Origin of the sequence: Haloferax sp. YSSS75, assembly GCF_046764215.1 — an archaeon.
In the GTDB taxonomy this organism is placed as follows: Archaea; Halobacteriota; Halobacteria; order Halobacteriales; family Haloferacaceae; genus Haloferax.
In genome coordinates, this window is sequence record NZ_CP177206.1 from 437,546 (window position 1) to 456,384 (window position 18,839).

The following is an 18,839-nucleotide window of genomic DNA, read 5'->3' on the forward strand; positions in this document are numbered from 1 at the left end:
TGCGTTCGATGTGGCGCGATTCTGGATATCGGTGGCCATCAGTGGTGACGAAGCGATAACCAGCCTTCTTTTCGTAGACGTTTCCTGTCGGGTCTGCTAGCGCAAGCGAGACTGGTGGCGTTCACACCGTCCGCTGTTCGCTGGCAGCGACAATCGAATCACTGAACCGCTGTACTGCCTCGTCACCTCGTTCGGCATCTGGGCCGACCACGAGCAACCGAAGCAGACAGCACGTCACCGTTCCGAGTGCTTCTGAAAGGGGTCGATAGAACAAAAGCCGAGGTGACGGCAGGATGCCCTCAGCCTTCCATCCCGCCGAACGACAGGCCACCTTCGATGTAGCGCTGTGCGAACAGGTAGATGAGCATGATGGGTGCGGCGAACGTGAGTGCGAACGCCGAGAACCGCGCCCACGGGATGGAGTACCGGCCGACCAGCGAGTAGAGGCCCACCGGGAGCGTGTAGTTGTCCGTCGAGAGCAACGTCTGGGCGACGACGAACTCCGTCCATCCGGTGAGGAAGGTGAAGATGAACACCGTCGCCAGTCCCGCCTTCGAGAGTGGCAGAATTATCTCGGTGACTATCTTCCACGACGGCGCGCCGTCTATCATCGCGGCTTCCTCGTAGGAGACGGGGATGCCGTCCATGTACGTCTTCAGGAGCCACGTGTTGAACGGCACCGCCGTCGCCGCGTAGTACGCCGACAGTGCGAGTTTGTTGTCGTTGAACCCGTACTGGACGAACAGGGCGTACAGCGCGATGAGCAGTGCGACGCCGAGTCCGCCGCCGATTTGCGTGAACAGCACGTAGCCGTAGAGAATCTTCGAGCGCCCGATGAACTTCCGGCGCGACAGTGCGTAGGCACCGGGGACGATGAGACTCATCGCGAGCAACACCGTCGGGATGGCCACGGTGAGACTGTTGACGAAGAACTTCTTGAAGTTCGACGTCTCGGTGACGCCGTAGTTCGACACGTCGAGGAGTGCGAGTTTCGGCGTCTGTACGAACAGTTCGTAGCCACCGAGGCCGAACGTAATCCGGTAACTCGGGACGATGAGGTCACCGACGACCCACAGGAAGGGTTCGATGGTCGGGTCGGCCGGCCACAGGCGAATCCCACTCGACGAGTACAGCGACGCGCCGGTACCGGAGAAGGCACCGACGGCGACCCAGTACAGCGGGAACAACAGGAGTGCGACGACGACGACTGCGCCTGCGGTGATTCCGGCCGTCTTCGCGACGGACGCGGCGCTGACACGCCCCTCGCGGATTCCTTCGAGCGTGTACCGCGCATCTTTGATTGCCTCGGCGGGTTTCGTCGCGACGGCGCGAACGTCGTCTCGCACCTCGTCGACGATATCGGAGAGGCCGCTCATGCGTCGTCCACCCCGTCTGCGAGTTTGCCTTTCCAGACGTTCAACATCATGAACGCCCCGATGACGAGGACGGCGACGAGCATGATTGCCGCCCCCTCACCGTACTTCTGGAAGCGGAACGCTTCGCGGTAGCCGTAGACGATGAGCAGTTCGTTCGTCCGCGACGGACCGCCCTGATTGAAGACGTACGGAATGAGGAACTGCTGGAACGACGCCGCGGCGGTGAGGATGGACGCGAACAGCACCGGACGCTTGATAGACGGGAGCGTCACGTGCAGAAACCGGGAGAAGAACCCCGCACCGTCTATCATCGCCGCTTCGTGGAGTTCCTCGGAGACGTCCTGCAGTGCGCTCACGGTGATGATGACCATGAACGGGTAGGCCAACCACGCCTCGGTGACGTTGTAGGCGATGAAGGCCATCCAGCGTTCCGAGAGCCACGCGACGGTGTCGAACCCGCCCATCCGGAGGAACTGATTCGCCAGTCCGAACTCGGCCGAACTGAAGATGCCGCGCCAGATGGTAATCGTGAAGATACCAGGTAGGCCCAGCGGGATGATGATGAGCGCCCGCATGAACCGCTTGCCGCGGACGCGCGCTCCGGTGACGACGAGGCCGACGCCAATGCCGACGAGCACCTTGAGCGCGACAGAGGTGCCGACGAACAGCCACGTCACCCACATCGAGTTCCAGAACTGACCGTCTGTGAGGACCGCTACGTAGTTCGCGAGCCCCACCCACTGCTCTTTCCCCTGGAACAGCGTGGCCGGCTCTGCGTTGGTAAACGAGAGGTAGACCAGGTACGCGATGGGAAAGAGCATGAACGCGAGGAAGATGAACAACCCCGGCAGGACGAGCAAGAGAGGAAGGTCCTCTTTAGTCACTACTGGCGTGTCCTTTGCTCGCTCGACGGCGCTGTCGACGACGCTCATCTCCTTACTCCCAGTTCGACCGGATGTTCTGTTCTGCCTTCTCGAACGCGGCTTCGAGCTCCGCGTCGCCGTTCTTCACGCTGTTGAAGGCGTCTTCGAGCGGCCCCCACACGTCGCCCATCTTCGGGTGGGACGGAATCGGCGTCCCGAGCGCGACGTTCTTCGAGAAGCCTTCGACGGCCGGCGGGAGGTCACCGCTTTCTGCGAGTTCCTTGAGAACCGGGATGTAGCCGAACTCTTCTGCGTTGTTCGAGAGCACGTCCGTGCTCGTCGTGTACCACTCGGCGAACGCGCGGGTCGCGGCGGCCTTCGCCTCGTCTTCGTCCACGCGGGTGGTGAAGTAGAGTTGCTTGACCGTCGTGTACGGTTTGGGTTCGGCGTCACCCTCGGGCGAGGGAAGACGTGCGATTCCGGCGTCGATGTCGTTGGACTTCACGTCACCGAGGAACCACGGACCGTTGATGGCGAACGGGGCGTTGCCTTCGAGGAAGACGGACGCCTGCGGGCCGTAGCCGGTGTCTTTCGGCTGGTACGGAACGAAGCTGTCGAGGACGAGTTGGAAGCCGTCGAGCGTCTCCTCGTTGGTGAGGCCGAGTTCGACGTTCGACTCGTCGAAGTAGTAGCCACCGTAGGCGTGGACCCACGCACTCATGAAGTAGGCGTTCAGCGGGTAGCTGAGGCCGTACTTCCCGTTGTCTGGGTCGTGGTGCTCCTCCATGATGGCCTTCATCTCTTCGAGTGTCTCCGGCGGTTCGTCCACCAGTTCCTTGTTGTAGATGAGACCGACCGTCTCTGCTGCATACGGGAGTGCGAGCGTCGCGCCGTCGAACTGGACTGCCTTCTGTGCCGGTTCGGTGTACACCGAGAGGTCCACGTCGAGGCTCTCACTCTGGTCCGACAGGAAGCCGTTCTGGTAGTACTCGCCGGTCCAGTCGTGTGCCCAGTCGAACATGCCCGCGCCCTGCCCAGCAGGGATGGCCGACGTCGTCTTCTTTCGCAGGTCGGCGATTTCGGCGGGGTCTGCCGTGTGCTTCGTCTCCGAGGTGAACGTCTCGGCGTTCTGTTCGAGTGCCTTCTTCTCTGCTTCCGCGCGCTGGTGCCAGAGTTTGAAACTCCCGGCGGGGACGGACGACTCCGTCTCCTGTTGGGTCGTCTCTTCACCACCGTCCGAGCCGTCACTCCCGTCGGAACCGCCCTCCTCGGGCGTCGACGTCGAGTCAGTCTCTGAGACGCCGACGCACCCTGCGAGTGCCCCGACGGCCGTCGTGCCAGCCAGCTGCTTCAGAATTTTGCGGCGGTTCATTGGCATTGCGAATCTATGAGGAACTATGTGTTCATATATTTAATAGTTAGGAATGCCGGCGATTCTGACTACATAATTTCAGTCACGGAATAGGGGTATGATGGCTTCAGAGGACTTCTAACTCGCCGGATACCGATATTCGAATATTGAATGAATTCGATACGAACTATTGCATCACAAATTCAGAAAATAGGAAAACGATTATGGACGATGGGGATAGACGGAGAGTAATGGCACGTCTCACGCTCGAAACGCTTCGGAAGGAGTACGACAGGGGTCGCGTCGTCGCGGTGGAAGACCTCTCACTCGACGTCGACGACGGTGAGTTCATCACTGTCGTCGGGCCGTCGGGGTGCGGAAAGTCGACGACGCTTCGGATGGTCGCCGGACTCGAGTCACCCTCCGGCGGGACGATTCGCATCGGTGGCGAGGACGTCACGGACCAGCACGCTCGCAAACGCGACGTGGCGATGGTGTTCCAGAACTACGCGCTGTATCCGCACAAGTCGGTCATGCAGAACATGGCGTTCGGACTGCGGATGAGTACCGACCTCTCGAAAGACGAGCGCCGCGAACGTGTCCGTGAGACGGCGGCGATGATGGGTATCGAAGAGTTACTCGACGACAAACCGGACGAACTCTCCGGCGGGCAGAAACAACGCGTCGCCCTCGGCCGTGCAATCGTCCGCGAACCCGACGTCTTCCTCTTCGACGAACCGCTGTCGAACCTCGACGCCAAACTTCGGACGACGATGCGGACGGAGATTCAGCGCCTCCAGAACGAACTCGGAATCACCTCGCTGTACGTCACTCACGACCAGGAGGAGGCGATGACGATGGGCGACCGAATCGTCATCCTGAACGACGGGCGACTCCAGCAGGTCGGCCGCCCGAAAGACGTCTACGAGAACCCGGCCAACGAGTTCGTCGGCGGGTTCGTCGGGTCGCCGTCGATGAACTTCCTCGACGTGCACGCCGAACGCGATGGCGACAACCTCGTCCTCACCGACGACGGGTCGTTCTCGTACCGACTCTCGGAGTCGTTCTCCGAGACGCTCCGCACGGGGACGGACGTACGCGAACTCCGCGTCGGCATCCGCCCCGAAGACGTCGAAACTGCCTCGACTGGGGCGAACGTCGTCGAATCGACAGTGGGTGTCGTCGAACCAATCGGGTCGGACAACTATCTCCACCTCGACGTCGCCCCCGACTTCATCGCGCGCGTCGACTCCGACGTCGACCCGACGCCCGGTGAGACGCTCGGCGTCACCTTCGACGAATCCGACCTCCACGTCTTCCACCCGGAGACTGGCGAGTCGCTCCTCTACCGCGAATCCAAGCAGAAGGCGACGGCGGCACAGTAATCGACGCCGCCCGTTCTCGAAGCGTGAACAGATAGTTCGCTGGGCTCCGGACGCGCTCTTCGTGTCGGCCCTTACAGCATCCCTTCGTCCGTGAGCGTCGCCAACGTCGCTAGTCTGAGGGCGTGGGGCCACCCGAGTGGCGTCGCGCTGTCGGGCGTGCCGTCGTCGAAGAACTGCTCTGCGAGGTAGCCGTCGTCGGTACTGAGCGGTCCGTCGGGGAGGACCAGTTCGAGTAACGACCGGCCTTCGTCTGCGAACGCCGCGCTCCGGTCGTCGTCGTGGGCCGCGAGGAGCGTCGCGAGTTCGACTGCCGCGTTTGCACCCCACGCCGTCGAGACGGTCCAAATCTTCTCGGTGTCCTGTTCTCGCATTCGCCAGTCGTCGCCCTCGAACCGGACGAGGCCCTTCACGTCGCTCTCCGATGGGTCGTGCCAGAGGCCGTCGAAGACGGATTCGACGTGGCTGACGAGTCTGTCGAGACGCTCGTCGTCCACGCCGTGGAGGGTGTCGTAGGTTCGGTGGGCGGCGACGAGTGCGAGCGCCGCCGAGTCGTATCGGTCGTCCAGTTCGCCATCGGCGAGTCGGAGCGCGTAACACTCGCGTTCGTCGCTCCAGAGCGAGTCGATGGCGTCGTAGACGTCCCGTGCGCGGGCGGCAGCACGGTCGGTCAGTTCGCCGTCGAGGTCAGACAGTGCGAGCGCCGCGTACGCGTCGAGGAACGTCGCAGTCGTGTGACTGAACCGGCCGGTCATGTTCTCCCACGCGTTCTGGCAATCGACTGGCAGGCCGTCGTCGCCGAGTGTCTCGTCGAGACTGTCGAGTGCGCGTTCGAGCGTGGATTCGATGTCGGCCCGCAGCGACGGGTCGTCACACTCGCCGTAGTACGACGCGAGGAAGGCGATGACGCTCCCCGTCTGGTCGGCCTGATAGTCGGCGTCGTCGCCCGATTCGAGACGAGCGTTCGCCCATCCCGGGGCGAGCGACCCGTCGAAGGGCCAGACGCGGTGCGGCCACGACCCGTCGTCACGCTGTGTCCGGCAGTAGGCGCGAGCACTCCGTTCGTGCCACTCGGAGAGGCCGAGGCCGAGTTTCTCGTCGGACTCGAAGAGGAACGTCGATATCTCGGCGTCGTCGCGGAACCACGTGTAGCCGTAGCCACCGGAGTACGCGTAGTAGGGGTCGAAGTCGGGGCCGGCGATTCGCAGACCGAGCGAACCCGAAAGGAGCGAGAGCACGCGAACGTCGTCACGCATCGCCACCGCCTCGTCGTGGTCGGGAACCGTCCCGTCGACCTGTTCTGCGGACCGGGCCGCCAGACTCTCGCGGCCGAGCGTGACGAGCGTGCGGACGCGTTCGAGGGCCTCGTCTCGACTCGTCTCGGTTTCGTCGGTGAGGAGTGTCCCGACTGTCGCTTCGCCGCCTTCGAATGGGACGGTGGTGACGACTGCACCGCTCAACTGGCCTTCTTCGTACCGGTCGTCGGAGAGTGGTCGTGGGAGTTCGACGTTGGCGTCCGAGAGCAGTTCGCCGAATCGCTCGGGGACGCGCCCCTCGACGTGGGTGAACGAAGGGTTCGCAGCGAGGAAGTCGTGTTCGTCGGCGTGATACGCTTCGACGGCGTCGCCGTGGAGTAACTGTCCGACGAGCGTGTCGCGGCCGTCGGGTTGGAAGTGGACGAACGAGACGAGTTCGACGTTCGCGCTCGTCTCGAACCGCGTGACGTGGGCATCGTCGATAGTCAGGTCGTACTGCGTGACGTCGCCGTAGCACGTCTCGTGTTCGGTGACGACGAGGCCACCGTCCCCGACGTACGACTGTGCCGCACCGTCGTCGAACCAGACGACACCCGCATCGTCGTCGACTGGCCGGATTCCGAATCGAGAGCGTTCGATTCCCCACCGCCCGGAGAGCGGATAGCCAAAGTCGCGAAGCGACCCGTCTCGTTCGATGTGGACGAGTCGCCCGCCGAGGCCCGAGAAGAGACCACTCGTCGTTCGTCGTTCGCCCGGGAAGCGAGTCGGGTGTTCTGCGTGCCGTTTGTAGTCGGCCAGTGCGTCGCGCAATTGCATTGGTGTCTCCTGCGCCCTCCTCCGGTAATAATCTTGGTGTAATGTTCCTTCACACTTTTGAGTGTCTGCGGACGGCCGGTCAGAGATGGAATTGTGGCCCTCGTCGAACGCCATCGCGCCGTCAGAGATTCGAGCCATTAAGTACCACCGTCGATGTTTGTTCGATTATGGACGACCGCGAACTCGCCGACCTTCTCGAGCAGTTCGGCCTCTCCGAGAAGGTCATCGACACGTATCTGACGCTTCTCGAACTCGGGGAGGCGAAGGCGAGCCAGATTGCCGACGCGGCGGGTGTCTCCAAACGCTACGTCTACAGTGTGAGTCAGGAACTCGAAGCCCGCGGTTTCGTCGAGGTGAACGACCACGTGGTCCCGACGACGATTCGGCCACTGCCGCCAGCGGAAGTCGTCGAGTCGCTCTCACGGAGCGTCGAATCGATGCAACCGGCGCTCGAAGAGCGGTACACGTCGACCGCTCGCGACGAAGAACGGTTCGAGGTCATCAAATCTCGGGTCACGGTGCTCAAACGCATCGGCGAACTCATCGGCCGCGCGGAGTCCGAAATCACGCTCTCGCTCCCGTACGACGTCATCGACGAGGTTGCAGACGAACTTCGTGCCGCCCGCGAACGCGGCGTGCTCGTCTCGCTCGTCGTCAGCGGCGTCGAACCCCACGACGACCTGTCGCTCGACGGACTCGCCTCGCTCGTCCGCGTCTGGCACGAACTCATGCCGACGATGCTCACCGTCGACTCGCGTATCGGACTGGTCTCACCCGGTGAGATGGTCGCCCGGTCGAACTCCGAGTCGCAAGCAATCGTCTTCGCACAACCACATCTCGGGCCGGTCATCGTCGGGTCGTTCTTCGGGAACTACTGGCCGATGGCGGCCGAAGCGTACACCGCCGAACCCGACGCGCTCCCGGCGACGTATCACAACTTCCGCCACGCAGTCTTGCAGGCCGCCCTCTGTGACCGTGCCGGCATCGAACTCTCTGTGACTGCTCACGGACGGATGGTCCACACCGACGGACCGACCGAACTCGACGGTCGAATCGTCGAAATTCGCCAGGGACTGCTCGAACCCGCGAACAACTCGTTCCCAGTCGAGAACACGCTCGTCGTCGAGACTGGGGACGGAACCTACAGCATCGGTGGGCAAGGGGCGTTCATCGAAGACTTCGAGGCAGACTACGTCGAACTCTCCCCGCTCTCCTGAACACCGGTCTCTCGGTTCTGACCCCCGTCTTCGACCATCGCCACTCGCTGCATCATTTTTGGCGCATGGTGACGTACGTTACCATATGTCTATCGCACGTCACGACTCGGGAGTCAAAGCGGCACTCGGTGCGCTCGTCTCACAGGTGCACCCGGTGTTCATGCTCCCTCCCGTGGCAGCGTCGTGGTTCGGCGCTATCCTCGCTGGTGATTTTTCGCTCCTCCTCGGCGTCCTCCACGCATCTGCGGTGTTCTTCGGAGTGTACACCGCGCACGTCAAAGACGGGTACGTCGACTTCTACCAGCGAGGCGAAGACGACGACCATCCGATGACCCGGCGCGGGTGTTTTTTCGGTATCGGATGTGCGACGCTCGGGTTCGTTGCTGTGACCGGCGCGCTGGTCGGGTTGGTCGATGCCGGTGTCCTCGTCTTCACCATCCCGGGGTGGCTATTAGGCTACTTCCACGCCCCGCAGTTAGACACCAACCCCGTGACGACGACGGTGGGGTACCCACTCGGTATCGCGCTGGCCATCCTCGGCGGCTATTACGTCCAGACGGGGGCGCTCACCGCGATGCCGCTGGCGTTTTCCGGCGTCCTCCTCTTCGTCCTCGCCGGCATCAAGATAATCGACGACGCGAAGGACTACGACTTCGACCGGTCTATCGCCAAACGCACCGTCTCGGTGGTTCTCGGAGTCGACGCCGCGTTTCGACTCGCCTACGCACTCATCGGTGCGGGTCTCTTCTTCGTCGTCGCCGGGTCGATTACGGGGACGTTTCCGCCGTTCGCGGCACTCGCCGCACTCCCCTTCGCACTCGTCGTCGTCCTCGCCCGTACTGCCTCACCACGACTCGCGACCATGATGCTCGTCCGTGGGTCGTACGTCTTTCTCGCCCTCCTCGTCGTCGCCGTGGCGTTCCGCCCGCTGTCCGGTGTCTCCCTCCCCGATATCGGTGTCTTCGGACCATACACCTACCTCGCGACGGAGATTCTCTTCGGGACGATTGCCGCTATTCTCCTCGTGCGGGCCGGCAACGACGTGGTTCGTCGGGTCGCTCGGACCGTCGCCGTCGTCTACCCCGTCGCGTACGTCTGGGACTGGTACACCCTCGAAGTCGGCGTCTTCGCGATTCCACTCCGGACGGGCGTCGAACTCCTCGGGATTCCGCTCGAAGAACACGTCTTCATGCTCGTCGTCCCCGCGTTCGTCCTCGCAGTTCACGAGACACTGCACAGGGGGAGGCGTCCCGAGAAGAACCGAGAGGGTGGAGAATGAGTCGGGGGAACGTCGGCGGGTTCGTTCTCCTACCTGTCGACGCCGCCGTCGCTGACTGCCGGTGACTGGGCACCGTACCCGACGTTCGAATCGATAGCCGAACTCACGTCGTCGGCGTGTTCGTGCGTGTTCTCCTGTGGGTTCCCGTGTGCGTCCACGTCGAACTGGTCCAAGAGTTCGTGCAGGTTTTCGGCGTTGGACGCGAGTGTCTCTGCGCTCGACGTGACCTGATTGAGCGACGCGGCCTGTTCTTCGGCCGCCGCGGACACTGTCTCCGCTTCGGCGGTGGTCTCTTCGCTCACGCTCGCGACTTCCTGCACCATCGCCGTCACGTCCTCCGTCGAGGACGCTTGTGCGTCAGTCGCCGAGGTAACCTCGTGGACGCTCGTGTTGTTCTCTTCGACGCGTTCGGTGATGTCGTCGAGTGCGTCGATAGCCGTCTCGACGGATTCGGACTCTTCGGTCACGCGCTCGCTCATCTGTTCGACGCCGGTGACGACTGTCTCACGCTGTGCCCGGATATCTTCGATGAGTGTCTCCACCTCGGCGGCCGATTCCGCAGTCGCTTCGGCGAGTTGTTTGACTTCGTCGGCGACGACGGCGAACCCTTCGCCCGCCTCGCCCGCCCGTGCCGCCTCGATGTTCGCGTTGAGGGCCAGCAGGTTGGTCTGCTCGGCGATGTCGCCGATGACGCCGACGATGTCACCGACCTCTTCGGTGAGCGCACCGAACTCCGCGACGTCTTCGACTGTCGACTGGGTCTCCGCCCGGATGGCGTCCATCCCGTCGAGCGCGCCTTCCGCGGCGACCTGTCCGTCCGCGCCGAGTTCGGCGGCCTCCGCCGAGTTCGCGGCTAACTGGTCGGCGGCGGTGGCAATCTCCTCGACGGCGGCCGAGAGTGTGTCCATCTCTTCGGAGACCCGAGTGAGACGCCCCGCCTGCTCGTCCGCGCCGTGCGATATCTGTTCGACCGACTGGGCGACCTGTTCGCTCGCGGCGTTGACTTCGCGGGCACCCTGTGCGACCTGGTCGCTGCGTATCTGCACCTCGTCTGCGAACTCCATCACCGACCCGACGGTCGATTCGAGGTCCTCGGCCATCGCGTTGAACGACGTGGCGATGGTCTGCATGTCGGTGGAGTTGCTGTCGGTGTCCATCCGCGCGGTCAGGTCGCCTTCTGCGGCCGTGTCCATCACCGCGCTGAACTCCGCGGCGTCGTGACGTTGGTCGAGCAAGTCCGTTCTGAGCGAATCGACCGCACCGAGTACCGAACCGAACTCGTCTCGGCGCTCCGTCTCGAGGTCGATTTCGAGGTCACCACCGCGAAGACGGGTCAGCTTCGCCTCGAGACCACCGAGTGGGTCGAGCATCCCGCGTTTGAGCGCTATCGTGATGCCACCGATACCGACCAACAACACTGCGAGCAGGATTCCGATGTCGGTGGCGACGGTCTGCTGGAGGTGGTACGCGGAACTCGTCGGCGCGTGGATGACGACGACGAGGTCCTCTGCGCCCGCGTACGCGACGACGTGGTCTTCGTCGAACGCGCCGTTCGACTCGGCTTCGTACGCACCGGTCCCACCGTCGAACCCATCGGTGAGTGCCTCTGCGCCCTGTTCGCCGTAGGCTTCACCGCCTGCAACTTCCCGTTCATCGAACTCGACGACGCCGTCCCTGTCGACGATTTGGACGAACGACCCTTCGAACGGCGCGTGGAACACCTCGCGGAGGTGTTCGGCCGAGGAGACGACAACGAGCGCGCGGTTCTCTGCGTCGGGGACGGGACTCACGAAGGAGATGCGTGTCTCGTCGCCCTGTTGGTACATCTCGGTGACTGCGACTTCGTCGTCGTTCGCGAACGCCATCGACCCGTGGATGTACTTCCTGTCGGCGGCGAGTGCCGTCTCACCGATACGCGCCTCTGCGGAACTCGCGACCACTTCGTTCGACGCCGTATCGACGTAGTGGATGGCGACGAAGTCCGCCGGAAGTTTCGACAGTTCGTCGGCGAGGAAGGCCGAAATCGCCGTCGGGTCTTTGCTGTCGAGAATGGGGAACGTCGAGAGCATCCGCGTTATCTGTGTCCGCTCGTCTAACCAGACGCTGAGTTCGTCCGCTTGCAGTTTGGCCGTGTTCTCTAACTCGCTGTGGACCGACTCGTGGAGTTCGTCGGAGACGGTGAAGTAGGTGTACGCACCGACACCCGACGTGAGAACGACGAGGACGCTCAACATCGCGACGAGTTTGTACAAGTACTGTTCGTGAAATCGCTCCGGGAGAGCCCGGGTGAGTGACTGGACCACAGGTCAACGTGCGGAACACACCACATAATGACGGGGTTCAAATTATCAGACCGGGTAAACAGCCTGTACGCCACCTTTCGTGAACAAGCCAGATGTCGTAGGGGGCGGCGTCTCCGTCGTGCAGTCGATGGCAGACACCGTCTTCGCCACCCACACTGTCCTCTTTCTTCGACCTCTCCTCGCACGTACGTGGGCAGCGACGGCCTCAGACCTCTCGCTGCGACGATGCTCGCGGGCAGACGTGAGAAGAACGTCAGGGTGACGGCGGCGAGCATCGCGTACTACGCGTTCAACCCACTCGTGCCGCTGTCGCTTTGCCTCCCGTCGTCTGCGACTCGGGCGACAATTTCGGCATTTCGTATCGCACTATACGATTCACCGCGAGCTGAGAGACGCGACTACTATCGAGCTGATTCTGTCTCTCGGAGCCTGAAACAGCGGAAAACAGTTGACTCGGCGCGGGGCGAGTCAGGTGCCGACTGCCGCGAGCGTCTCGAACTCGTTTCGAGCAATCGCCTCCGAGAGCGCCTCGAAGTCGACGTCGTCGGGCATCTCGGCGGGGTACTTCCGGCGGAAGTAGTTCACGATGTTCTTCACGTCGCGCGCGAGGAGTTCACGGGCGTTCTCGTGGTCTGTCGGGACTGCCTGTGGCCAGTCGAAGATGGTGATTCCCTTCTCGCTGACGGCGACGTTGTACTCGGACATGTCCGCGTGGACGAACCCTGCTTCGTACGCCGAGGCCATCTCGTCGAGCACCAAGTCGAGGACGCCAACGACCTGTTCGGAGTCGAGTCGGGCCTTCCCCAGTTCGACGCCGTCGAGTTTCGACATGATAATCGCGTGGCGGTTGTGGTCGACCGGACGCGGGACAGATACCTTCGGAAAGAGCGTCTCCAGTGCCTCGAACTCCCGTTCGGCGGCCTTCCGTGCGGTGTAGAGCCACGACACGTGGTGGTTGTCCGAAGTGTAATCCCGTTCGCGGCGAACCTCGCGGAAGTTGGTGTACCCCTCGCGGTGGAACTTCAACGCGAGCGGCTTGAACGACTGTACCTCGAACACGTCGCTTTCTTTGCCGACACCGAGTGGTGCGCCGAACCCCTGAATGGTGTCTCGTTGGGCGAACGTCCGCAAGGCGAGCGCGTCGTACCCTTCGACAGTCAGTTTGTACCCCTCGTACTGGATGGTCTTGCGCTCGACGAGGTCACGAGTCATACACCGGTCGATGCGATAGTCCACCTCCTCGGCGGTCAGCCCCGAGTTCTTCGGGAGTTTCTCGCGGTTGACCCACTCGCTGAAGCGCATGCCCTGCTCGACGCCCGAGAGGAGATAGAAGTCCTCGGGTTCGAGTTCGGCCATCACGCCGGCGACGTTCCGTACCATGCCTCTCTGTCCGCGGGCGAGGCGTAAAAGGCCCGCGAGTCGCCGAATCGACAGGTGGTAAATCGAATACGACGATACGAAACCGCTGGAGCACACCTCGAACCCTCGACTGGGTGGTTGTGAGACACGAGAGAGGCACAGACGGATGTGGCCGAGCGACGACCGGAGCGTGAACGGCTGAAACTTTCACGGCGAAAACTCGACCCGCCTCACGTAATCATTAAGTCAATTTGCTTCGTCTGTATTTTTTGTAATGCGAATGAAGATGGTTGATTGATATGAACCCCACCGACTCAAATCTTCGTCTCGACGACATCGACCGCCGCATCCTGTACGCACTGATGCAGGATGGACGAAACACGACTGCGTCTTCGATTGCGGAGACGGTCAACGTCTCGGGGGCAACCGTCCGTAACCGGATACACAAGCTCGAAGAACGAGATATCATTCGCGGATACCCCGCCCACATCGACTTCGAACGGGCGGGTGGAAACCTGACGAATCTGTACCTGTGTAACGTGCCGGTCCCGGAACGTGAAGCACTCGCCCACAGGGCGCGTGCGATTCCGGGCGTCGTCAACGTTCGGACACTGATGACCGGACGGCGCAACCTCCACGTCGTCGCCGTCGGTGAGACGACGTCCGACCTCCAGCGAATCGCACGAAACCTCTCGCAACTCGGTATCGAAATCGAAGACGAAGATTTGGTCGAAGACGAGTTTTTCAGTCCGTATACGCCGTTCAACCCCGACGACAGTCGGTCTGACACACCGAACGACGTTATCAGTCTGACTGGTGAGGCGACTATCATCCAACTCACGGTTGGAGAGACGGCCCCCATCGTGAACTACACACTCGAAGAAGCGAGTCGACAGGGCATTCTCGGCGAGACTATTCTCGTCATCGGAATCGAACGAGACGACACGGAACTCACCCCTCACGGTGATACCGCCATCCAACCCGACGACATCGTCACTATCCTCTCGCGGAGTTACACCGATGGGACAGAACTCGACGTGTTTCGTGGGTCGCAGACAGAGGCGGTCGACCAATAACCTCCCCGACCATGTTCTCTCTCACTTCGTTCCTTCGCTCGCGGTTCGCCCCCGAAGAGATGCACGTCGAGTGTCGTGACTGCGGAACCACGCTCGACCCCGTCGTCGAACCGTGTCCACAGTGCGGGTCCACTCAGCGTTCCCGGTATCAGGTGATGTAAGATATGACACAATCGTTCACAGAATCCATCGTCGTCCCGGTTGCAGACCAGGCAGACGCGCGGAAGACTGCGACTGAACTCGAAACGTACGACGTCGGGGACGTGACCGTCCTCCACGTCGTCGAAAAGGGAGACGGTGTCCCGGACAAGACGCCCGTCGTCCAGTCAGAAGAGGTCGCCTCGGAGTCGTTCGCGGCGTTTCACGAGTCGTTCCCCGAGGCAGAGACACGGGTAGTCTACCGGCGAGACGTGGTCAGGGGGATTATGGAAGTCGCACAAGAACTCGACGCGAGCGCCATCGTGTTCCGACCGCGTGGCGGTGCCCGCATCCTTCAGTTCCTCTCTGGCGACCGGTCGCTTCGACTCATCACGGAAGCCAAACGGCCGGTAATCGCCCTCACCGAGGCTGAAGACGACGAATCGGCCGACGAAGACACAGACGATTCAGCGGTGGTGTGAATGACGTCTGGAGACGAAGAACTCGCCAAGGACCTCGGTTTGCTGTCGGCGCTGACCATCGGTGTCGGAACGATGATTGGCGCAGGCATCTTTGTCCTCCCGGGTCAGGCCGCGGCGGCGGCGGGCCCTGCTGTCGCCCTCTCGTTCGTCGTCGGTGGTGTCATCTCGCTTTTCACCGCGCTCTCGGCGTCCGAACTCGGGACTGCCATGCCGAAGGCAGGCGGCAGTTACTACTACGTGAACCACGCCCTCGGGCCGCTCTTCGGGTCCGTCGCCGGGTGGGGCAACTGGATGGGGTTAGCCTTCGCCAGCGCGTTCTACACCCTCGGCTTCGGTGAGTACCTCGCTTCGTTCCTCCCCTTGCCCGCGCTCACACTCGGCCCGCTAGGGCTCACGTCGTACCAGATTGGAGCGTTGTTAGCCGGGACTGCCTTCGTCGCAATCAACTACATCGGCGCGAAAGAGACGGGGCGAATCCAGATTGTCATCGTCACGCTGTTGGTCGGTATCCTCACCGTCTTCTCCATCCTCGGCTTCCTTCAGGCAGACATCTCGACGCTCCGCCCGTTTTTCCCCGCTGAAACCGGCGGTGCGGCCGCAGTGCTCCCCGCGACGGGCCTCGTCTTCGTCTCCTTCCTCGGATTCGCGAAGATTACGACCGTCGCCGAGGAGTTGAAGAATCCCGGTCGGAACCTCCCGTTGGCCGTCGTCGGGAGCGTCGTCATCGTCACCGTCATGTACGCCATCATCATGGTGGTGCTGATGGGCGTTGTCAACTGGCGGCAACTCGCTCCAGAGTTCACGCAGACCCCCGTCTTGGACGTAGCCGAGATTGCGTTCGGGACGCTCGGACTCGCCGGACTCGGCGTCGCGCTCCTGACGTTCGCGGGCCTTCTCGCCACCGCGTCGAGCGCGAACGCGAGTATTCTGGCGTCGTCGCGAATCAACTTCGCGATGGGCCGTGACAAACTCGTCTCGGACAAACTCAATGCCATCCACCCGTCGTTCGCGACGCCGTACCGGAGTATCGCCGTCACCGGCGGGCTGATTCTCGCGTTCATCGCCGTCGGCGACGTCAAGACGCTCGCCAAGGCTGGCAGCGTCCTCCACCTCATCGTCTACGGGATGCTCAACATCGCGCTCATCGTGATGCGACAGGCCGACGTCGAAGAGTATCAACCGGCGTTCGAAGTGCCACTCTACCCGATTACGCCGATTCTCGGTGCGGTGACCTCGTTCGGTCTCATCGCGTTCATGGAGCCACTCGAAATCCTCCTGTCTGTCGGCTTCGTCGTCGGCGGAGTCGTCTGGTATCTGGTGTACGCGCGCGGCGAGGCCACGAAGCAGGGGATACTGACGCAGTACATCCTCTCGCGGGCCGACGAGATGCCGGCACCGGCGGTGTCCGCCGCAAGTACGGTCCAACCCGACGGTGGCGACTATACGGTGATGGTTCCGCTGGCCAACCCCGAACACGAACACGACCTTATCACCCTCGCGAGCGCCATCGCGAAACAACGAGGTGGGCGCGTCGACGCCGTTCACATCGTGACGGTCCCGTACCAAACTGCGCTTCAATACGGTGCCGACCACGTCGACGACCTGGACGCGGAGTCGCGGGACCTTCTCGAACGCGCTCGGCAACACGCCACGACGTTCGGCGTCGACGTCGAGACACACACGGTCATCTCTCACCAATCGTTCGAGGAAATCTTCGACGTGGCGGCCGACCACGACGCCGACCTGGTCGTCATGGGTTGGGGTCCCGACTCCCACGGTGCACCGGGCCGAGCAGAGGGGCGATTCGACGAACTCACCGAGGACATCCCGTGTGACTTCCTCGTCCTCAGGGACCGTGGGTTCGACCCGAGCGAGGTGCTCGTCCCCACGGCCGGTGGCCCCGACTCCGACCTCTCGGCCGAAGTTGCCACGATGCTTCGGTCGGAGTACGGTTCGAACGTGACGCTCCTCCACGTCGCCGACGAAGTCGAAGAAGGAGAGGTGTTTCTCGAAGAGTGGGCCGACAGCCACGGCCTGGGTGACGCGACGCTGCAGGTCGAAACCGGTGACGTGGAGACGGCAATCGAGCGGGCGGCAGTCGGCAAGTCGATGGTGATTCTCGGCGCGACGGAGCGCGGGTTACTCACCCGACTGGTCCGCGGGACTATCGCGGAGGACGTCGTCGACGACATCGAGGGCTCGGTCCTGCTTGCGGAGCGAGCGCGCCACAGAGGATTCCTCGAGAGACTCTTCGGCGACTGAGTTCTCGCCGCGGCACTCGTGGCCCGTTACTGTTCGACGTTCACCCGGTAGGGAAGTCCCTCAGGGTCGAACGTCCCCGCGGCGTCACACTGGACGGAAACCGGGTCGAGAGCGGCGTTTCTGTCGGTCGGGAACCACGGGCGGCCCGTGGGTGCGACGACGAATCGACCGGTCTTGTCGCCGATGAACACGACGGTTCCGCCACCGAACTCACTCAGGATTTCGACGTCGAGTGCGTCGGTCAGGTCGGAGACGAACGCTTGCACGTCGGGAACGGCCATCCCGACTTCCGTCACGCCGACGATGTCCGTCTCCGGGTCGAACGTCCCCGACGACTGCCCGTCGTAACAGATGTACTCGATGATGTTCCCCTCGGGGTCCTCGAAGTAGACGGAGTCGCAGTCGAGGAAGTCGAATCGGATACTCGGCCCTTGGTCGGTTTCGAGGACACCGACGTGTTCGTCGACCCACGCGACGACGGACTCCACGTCGGCATCGACGGTGAAGGCGAGGTGGTCGGCGTCGGTGTCGCCGAGTTCGAACCAGAGCGTCGTCTCGCCGGCGACGACGGAGCGCTGTGACCCCGGAACGGCCTCGAATCCGAGCGTATCGACGTAGAACTCACACAGCGAGATAGGGTCGGTCGCGGCGATTGCGACGCGGTGAAAGTGCATAGCTAGCCATCTGTGTCGGATGGTGTAAACGAATCGCTCGCTTCTCGCAACTGGGAACCGACCACCGCCGGTGTGCGTCGAAATCGCTTTCTCCCACATGGACGAAATCCGACTATGAACGACTCGCAGGGCGCACTCGCAGACCGGGAGTGGCGGTTGATTCGAGAGGACGTCCGCCCCGGGGCGATGCAGATGGCGCTCGACGAAGTCGCAGGTGAGACTGCCGCCGCAGGTGGACCGCGAACGGTCCGCGTCTACTCGTGGGAACCGAGTTGTCTCTCGCTCGGATACGGTGAGGACCCCGAGACGGTCGATTGGGAGTTCTGCGAACGCGAAGGTATCGACGTGACCCGGCGGCCGACCGGTGGTGGCGGCATCTACCACGACCGGTACGGCGACGTGGCGTACTCTATCGTCGCGCCGAAGGCGGAGTTGCCGGGTGACCTCATCGACTGTTATCACCTCCTCTGTGAACCGATTCTCGACGCGATTCGGTCCGTCGGCGTCGACGTGGACTTCGTCGAAGACGACGTGCCGGTCATCTGGCACCCGGCGTGTTACCTGCGGGCGCTCCACCCCGCACACGACATGGTGGCCGAAGGGCGGAAAGTCGCTGGCAACGCTCAGTACCGCCGACGCGACGCGGTTATCCAACATGGCTCTCTCACCTACTCGGTCGATGCCGAGACGCACCTCGGCGTGTTCTCCGGCCACGACGTGTCGCCCGAGGCGTTCCGCGAACGCGTCGTCGGCATCGACGAACTCGTGGACGTCTCCCGCGAGGCGTTCGTCGAGGCAGTGACCGATTCGTTGGCAGACTTCGTGGACGCCGACGAGGGTTCGTGGACCGACGCGGAACTCGATGCGGCACGAACCAAGGTCGAAGAGAAGTACGACGCCGACGAGTGGGTCCGACGGAGACCCGGGTCACGCTGACGGAGGCCCACCTGTTTTCATCTTCGTCGTTGGCCGACTCCGAAGTCCCTTTGTTCGGGTACCCCGTGG

Annotated in this window: 16 protein-coding genes; 8 read left to right on the plus strand and 8 right to left on the minus strand. The window is 62.7% G+C overall.

From position 1 onward, the window contains the following. Window positions 1–121 precede the first annotated feature (121 nt). Genes ACK3R5_RS02290 through ACK3R5_RS02305 form a run of 4 tightly spaced genes read right to left on the minus strand, consistent with a single transcriptional unit; the run spans window position 122 to window position 3,611 of the window. Window positions 122–331, minus strand: a complete 210-nt coding sequence (locus tag ACK3R5_RS02290; RefSeq protein WP_411967936.1) for a hypothetical protein — start codon at window positions 329–331, stop codon at window positions 122–124. Beyond that, entirely contained in the window at window positions 300–1,376 is a 1,077-nt protein-coding gene (locus ACK3R5_RS02295; protein ID WP_411967937.1) for a sugar ABC transporter permease, read from the minus strand. The genes ACK3R5_RS02290 and ACK3R5_RS02295 overlap by 32 nt, the downstream gene beginning before the upstream one ends. Then, window positions 1,373–2,308 carry a carbohydrate ABC transporter permease gene (locus tag ACK3R5_RS02300; protein WP_411965437.1) on the minus strand — a complete coding sequence of 312 codons (936 nt, stop codon included), beginning with the start codon at window positions 2,306–2,308 and terminating at the stop codon, window positions 1,373–1,375. The genes ACK3R5_RS02295 and ACK3R5_RS02300 overlap by 4 nt, the downstream gene beginning before the upstream one ends. A gap of 4 nt (window positions 2,309–2,312) precedes the next feature. Beyond that, window positions 2,313–3,611 (minus strand): extracellular solute-binding protein, encoded by a 1,299-nt coding sequence (locus ACK3R5_RS02305; protein WP_411967938.1) that lies wholly within the window; start codon window positions 3,609–3,611, stop codon window positions 2,313–2,315. 230 nt (window positions 3,612–3,841) lie between these two features. On the opposite strand from ACK3R5_RS02305, the gene ACK3R5_RS02310 reads away from it, so the two are divergent. After that, window positions 3,842–4,975, plus strand: a complete 1,134-nt coding sequence (locus tag ACK3R5_RS02310) for an ABC transporter ATP-binding protein (RefSeq protein ID WP_411967939.1) — start codon at window positions 3,842–3,844, stop codon at window positions 4,973–4,975. A gap of 71 nt (window positions 4,976–5,046) precedes the next feature. On the opposite strand, the gene ACK3R5_RS02315 is transcribed toward ACK3R5_RS02310, so the two are convergent. Continuing rightward, window positions 5,047–7,044, minus strand: coding sequence for a glucan 1,4-alpha-glucosidase (locus tag ACK3R5_RS02315; RefSeq protein WP_411967940.1), 1,998 nt, complete (start codon window positions 7,042–7,044; stop codon window positions 5,047–5,049). A 167-nt stretch (window positions 7,045–7,211) separates the two neighbouring features. On the opposite strand from ACK3R5_RS02315, the gene ACK3R5_RS02320 reads away from it, so the two are divergent. Both ACK3R5_RS02320 and ACK3R5_RS02325 read left to right on the plus strand, forming a co-directional pair. Next, window positions 7,212–8,261, plus strand: a complete 1,050-nt coding sequence (locus ACK3R5_RS02320; RefSeq protein WP_411967942.1) for a TrmB family transcriptional regulator — start codon at window positions 7,212–7,214, stop codon at window positions 8,259–8,261. A gap of 85 nt (window positions 8,262–8,346) precedes the next feature. Next, window positions 8,347–9,540: a lycopene cyclase domain-containing protein gene (locus tag ACK3R5_RS02325; RefSeq protein WP_411967943.1), complete on the plus strand. Its 1,194-nt coding sequence runs from the start codon at window positions 8,347–8,349 to the stop codon at window positions 9,538–9,540. A gap of 29 nt (window positions 9,541–9,569) precedes the next feature. Here the strand turns inward: ACK3R5_RS02325 and ACK3R5_RS02330 are convergent, their stop codons facing one another. Together ACK3R5_RS02330 and ACK3R5_RS02335 are read right to left on the minus strand one after the other, a co-directional pair. Next, entirely contained in the window at window positions 9,570–11,843 is a 2,274-nt protein-coding gene (locus tag ACK3R5_RS02330) for a methyl-accepting chemotaxis protein (protein WP_411967944.1), read from the minus strand. Between the two features lie 468 nt (window positions 11,844–12,311). Continuing rightward, the gene (locus tag ACK3R5_RS02335; RefSeq protein ID WP_411967945.1) at window positions 12,312–13,223 is read right to left on the minus strand and encodes a serine/threonine-protein kinase RIO2; all 912 of its coding nucleotides are present in this window, start codon (window positions 13,221–13,223) and stop codon (window positions 12,312–12,314) included. A 278-nt stretch (window positions 13,224–13,501) separates the two neighbouring features. Here ACK3R5_RS02335 and ACK3R5_RS02340 point away from each other — a divergent pair, with 278 nt between their 5' ends. The 4 genes from ACK3R5_RS02340 to ACK3R5_RS02355 are packed head-to-tail and all read left to right on the plus strand — an operon-like array spanning window position 13,502 to window position 17,160. After that, window positions 13,502–14,278 carry an AsnC family transcriptional regulator gene (locus ACK3R5_RS02340; protein ID WP_411965445.1) on the plus strand — a complete coding sequence of 259 codons (777 nt, stop codon included), beginning with the start codon at window positions 13,502–13,504 and terminating at the stop codon, window positions 14,276–14,278. 11 nt (window positions 14,279–14,289) lie between these two features. Continuing rightward, window positions 14,290–14,439, plus strand: a complete 150-nt coding sequence (locus ACK3R5_RS02345) for a hypothetical protein (RefSeq protein WP_411967946.1) — start codon at window positions 14,290–14,292, stop codon at window positions 14,437–14,439. 3 nt (window positions 14,440–14,442) lie between these two features. After that, a complete protein-coding gene (locus ACK3R5_RS02350) occupies window positions 14,443–14,898 on the plus strand; it encodes a universal stress protein (RefSeq protein WP_411967947.1) in 456 nt (151 codons plus the stop codon). Further along, window positions 14,899–17,160: an amino acid permease gene (locus tag ACK3R5_RS02355; RefSeq protein ID WP_411967948.1), complete on the plus strand. Its 2,262-nt coding sequence runs from the start codon at window positions 14,899–14,901 to the stop codon at window positions 17,158–17,160. Between the two features lie 26 nt (window positions 17,161–17,186). Here ACK3R5_RS02355 and ACK3R5_RS02360 read toward each other — a convergent pair whose 3' ends face one another. Next, window positions 17,187–17,834 carry a VOC family protein gene (locus tag ACK3R5_RS02360; RefSeq protein ID WP_411965448.1) on the minus strand — a complete coding sequence of 216 codons (648 nt, stop codon included), beginning with the start codon at window positions 17,832–17,834 and terminating at the stop codon, window positions 17,187–17,189. Window positions 17,835–17,948: 114 nt separating this feature from the next. Between ACK3R5_RS02360 and ACK3R5_RS02365 the strand changes: the two genes are divergently transcribed. Continuing rightward, window positions 17,949–18,770 carry a biotin/lipoate A/B protein ligase family protein gene (locus ACK3R5_RS02365; protein WP_411967949.1) on the plus strand — a complete coding sequence of 274 codons (822 nt, stop codon included), beginning with the start codon at window positions 17,949–17,951 and terminating at the stop codon, window positions 18,768–18,770. The last annotated feature ends 69 nt before the right edge of the window (window positions 18,771–18,839 follow it).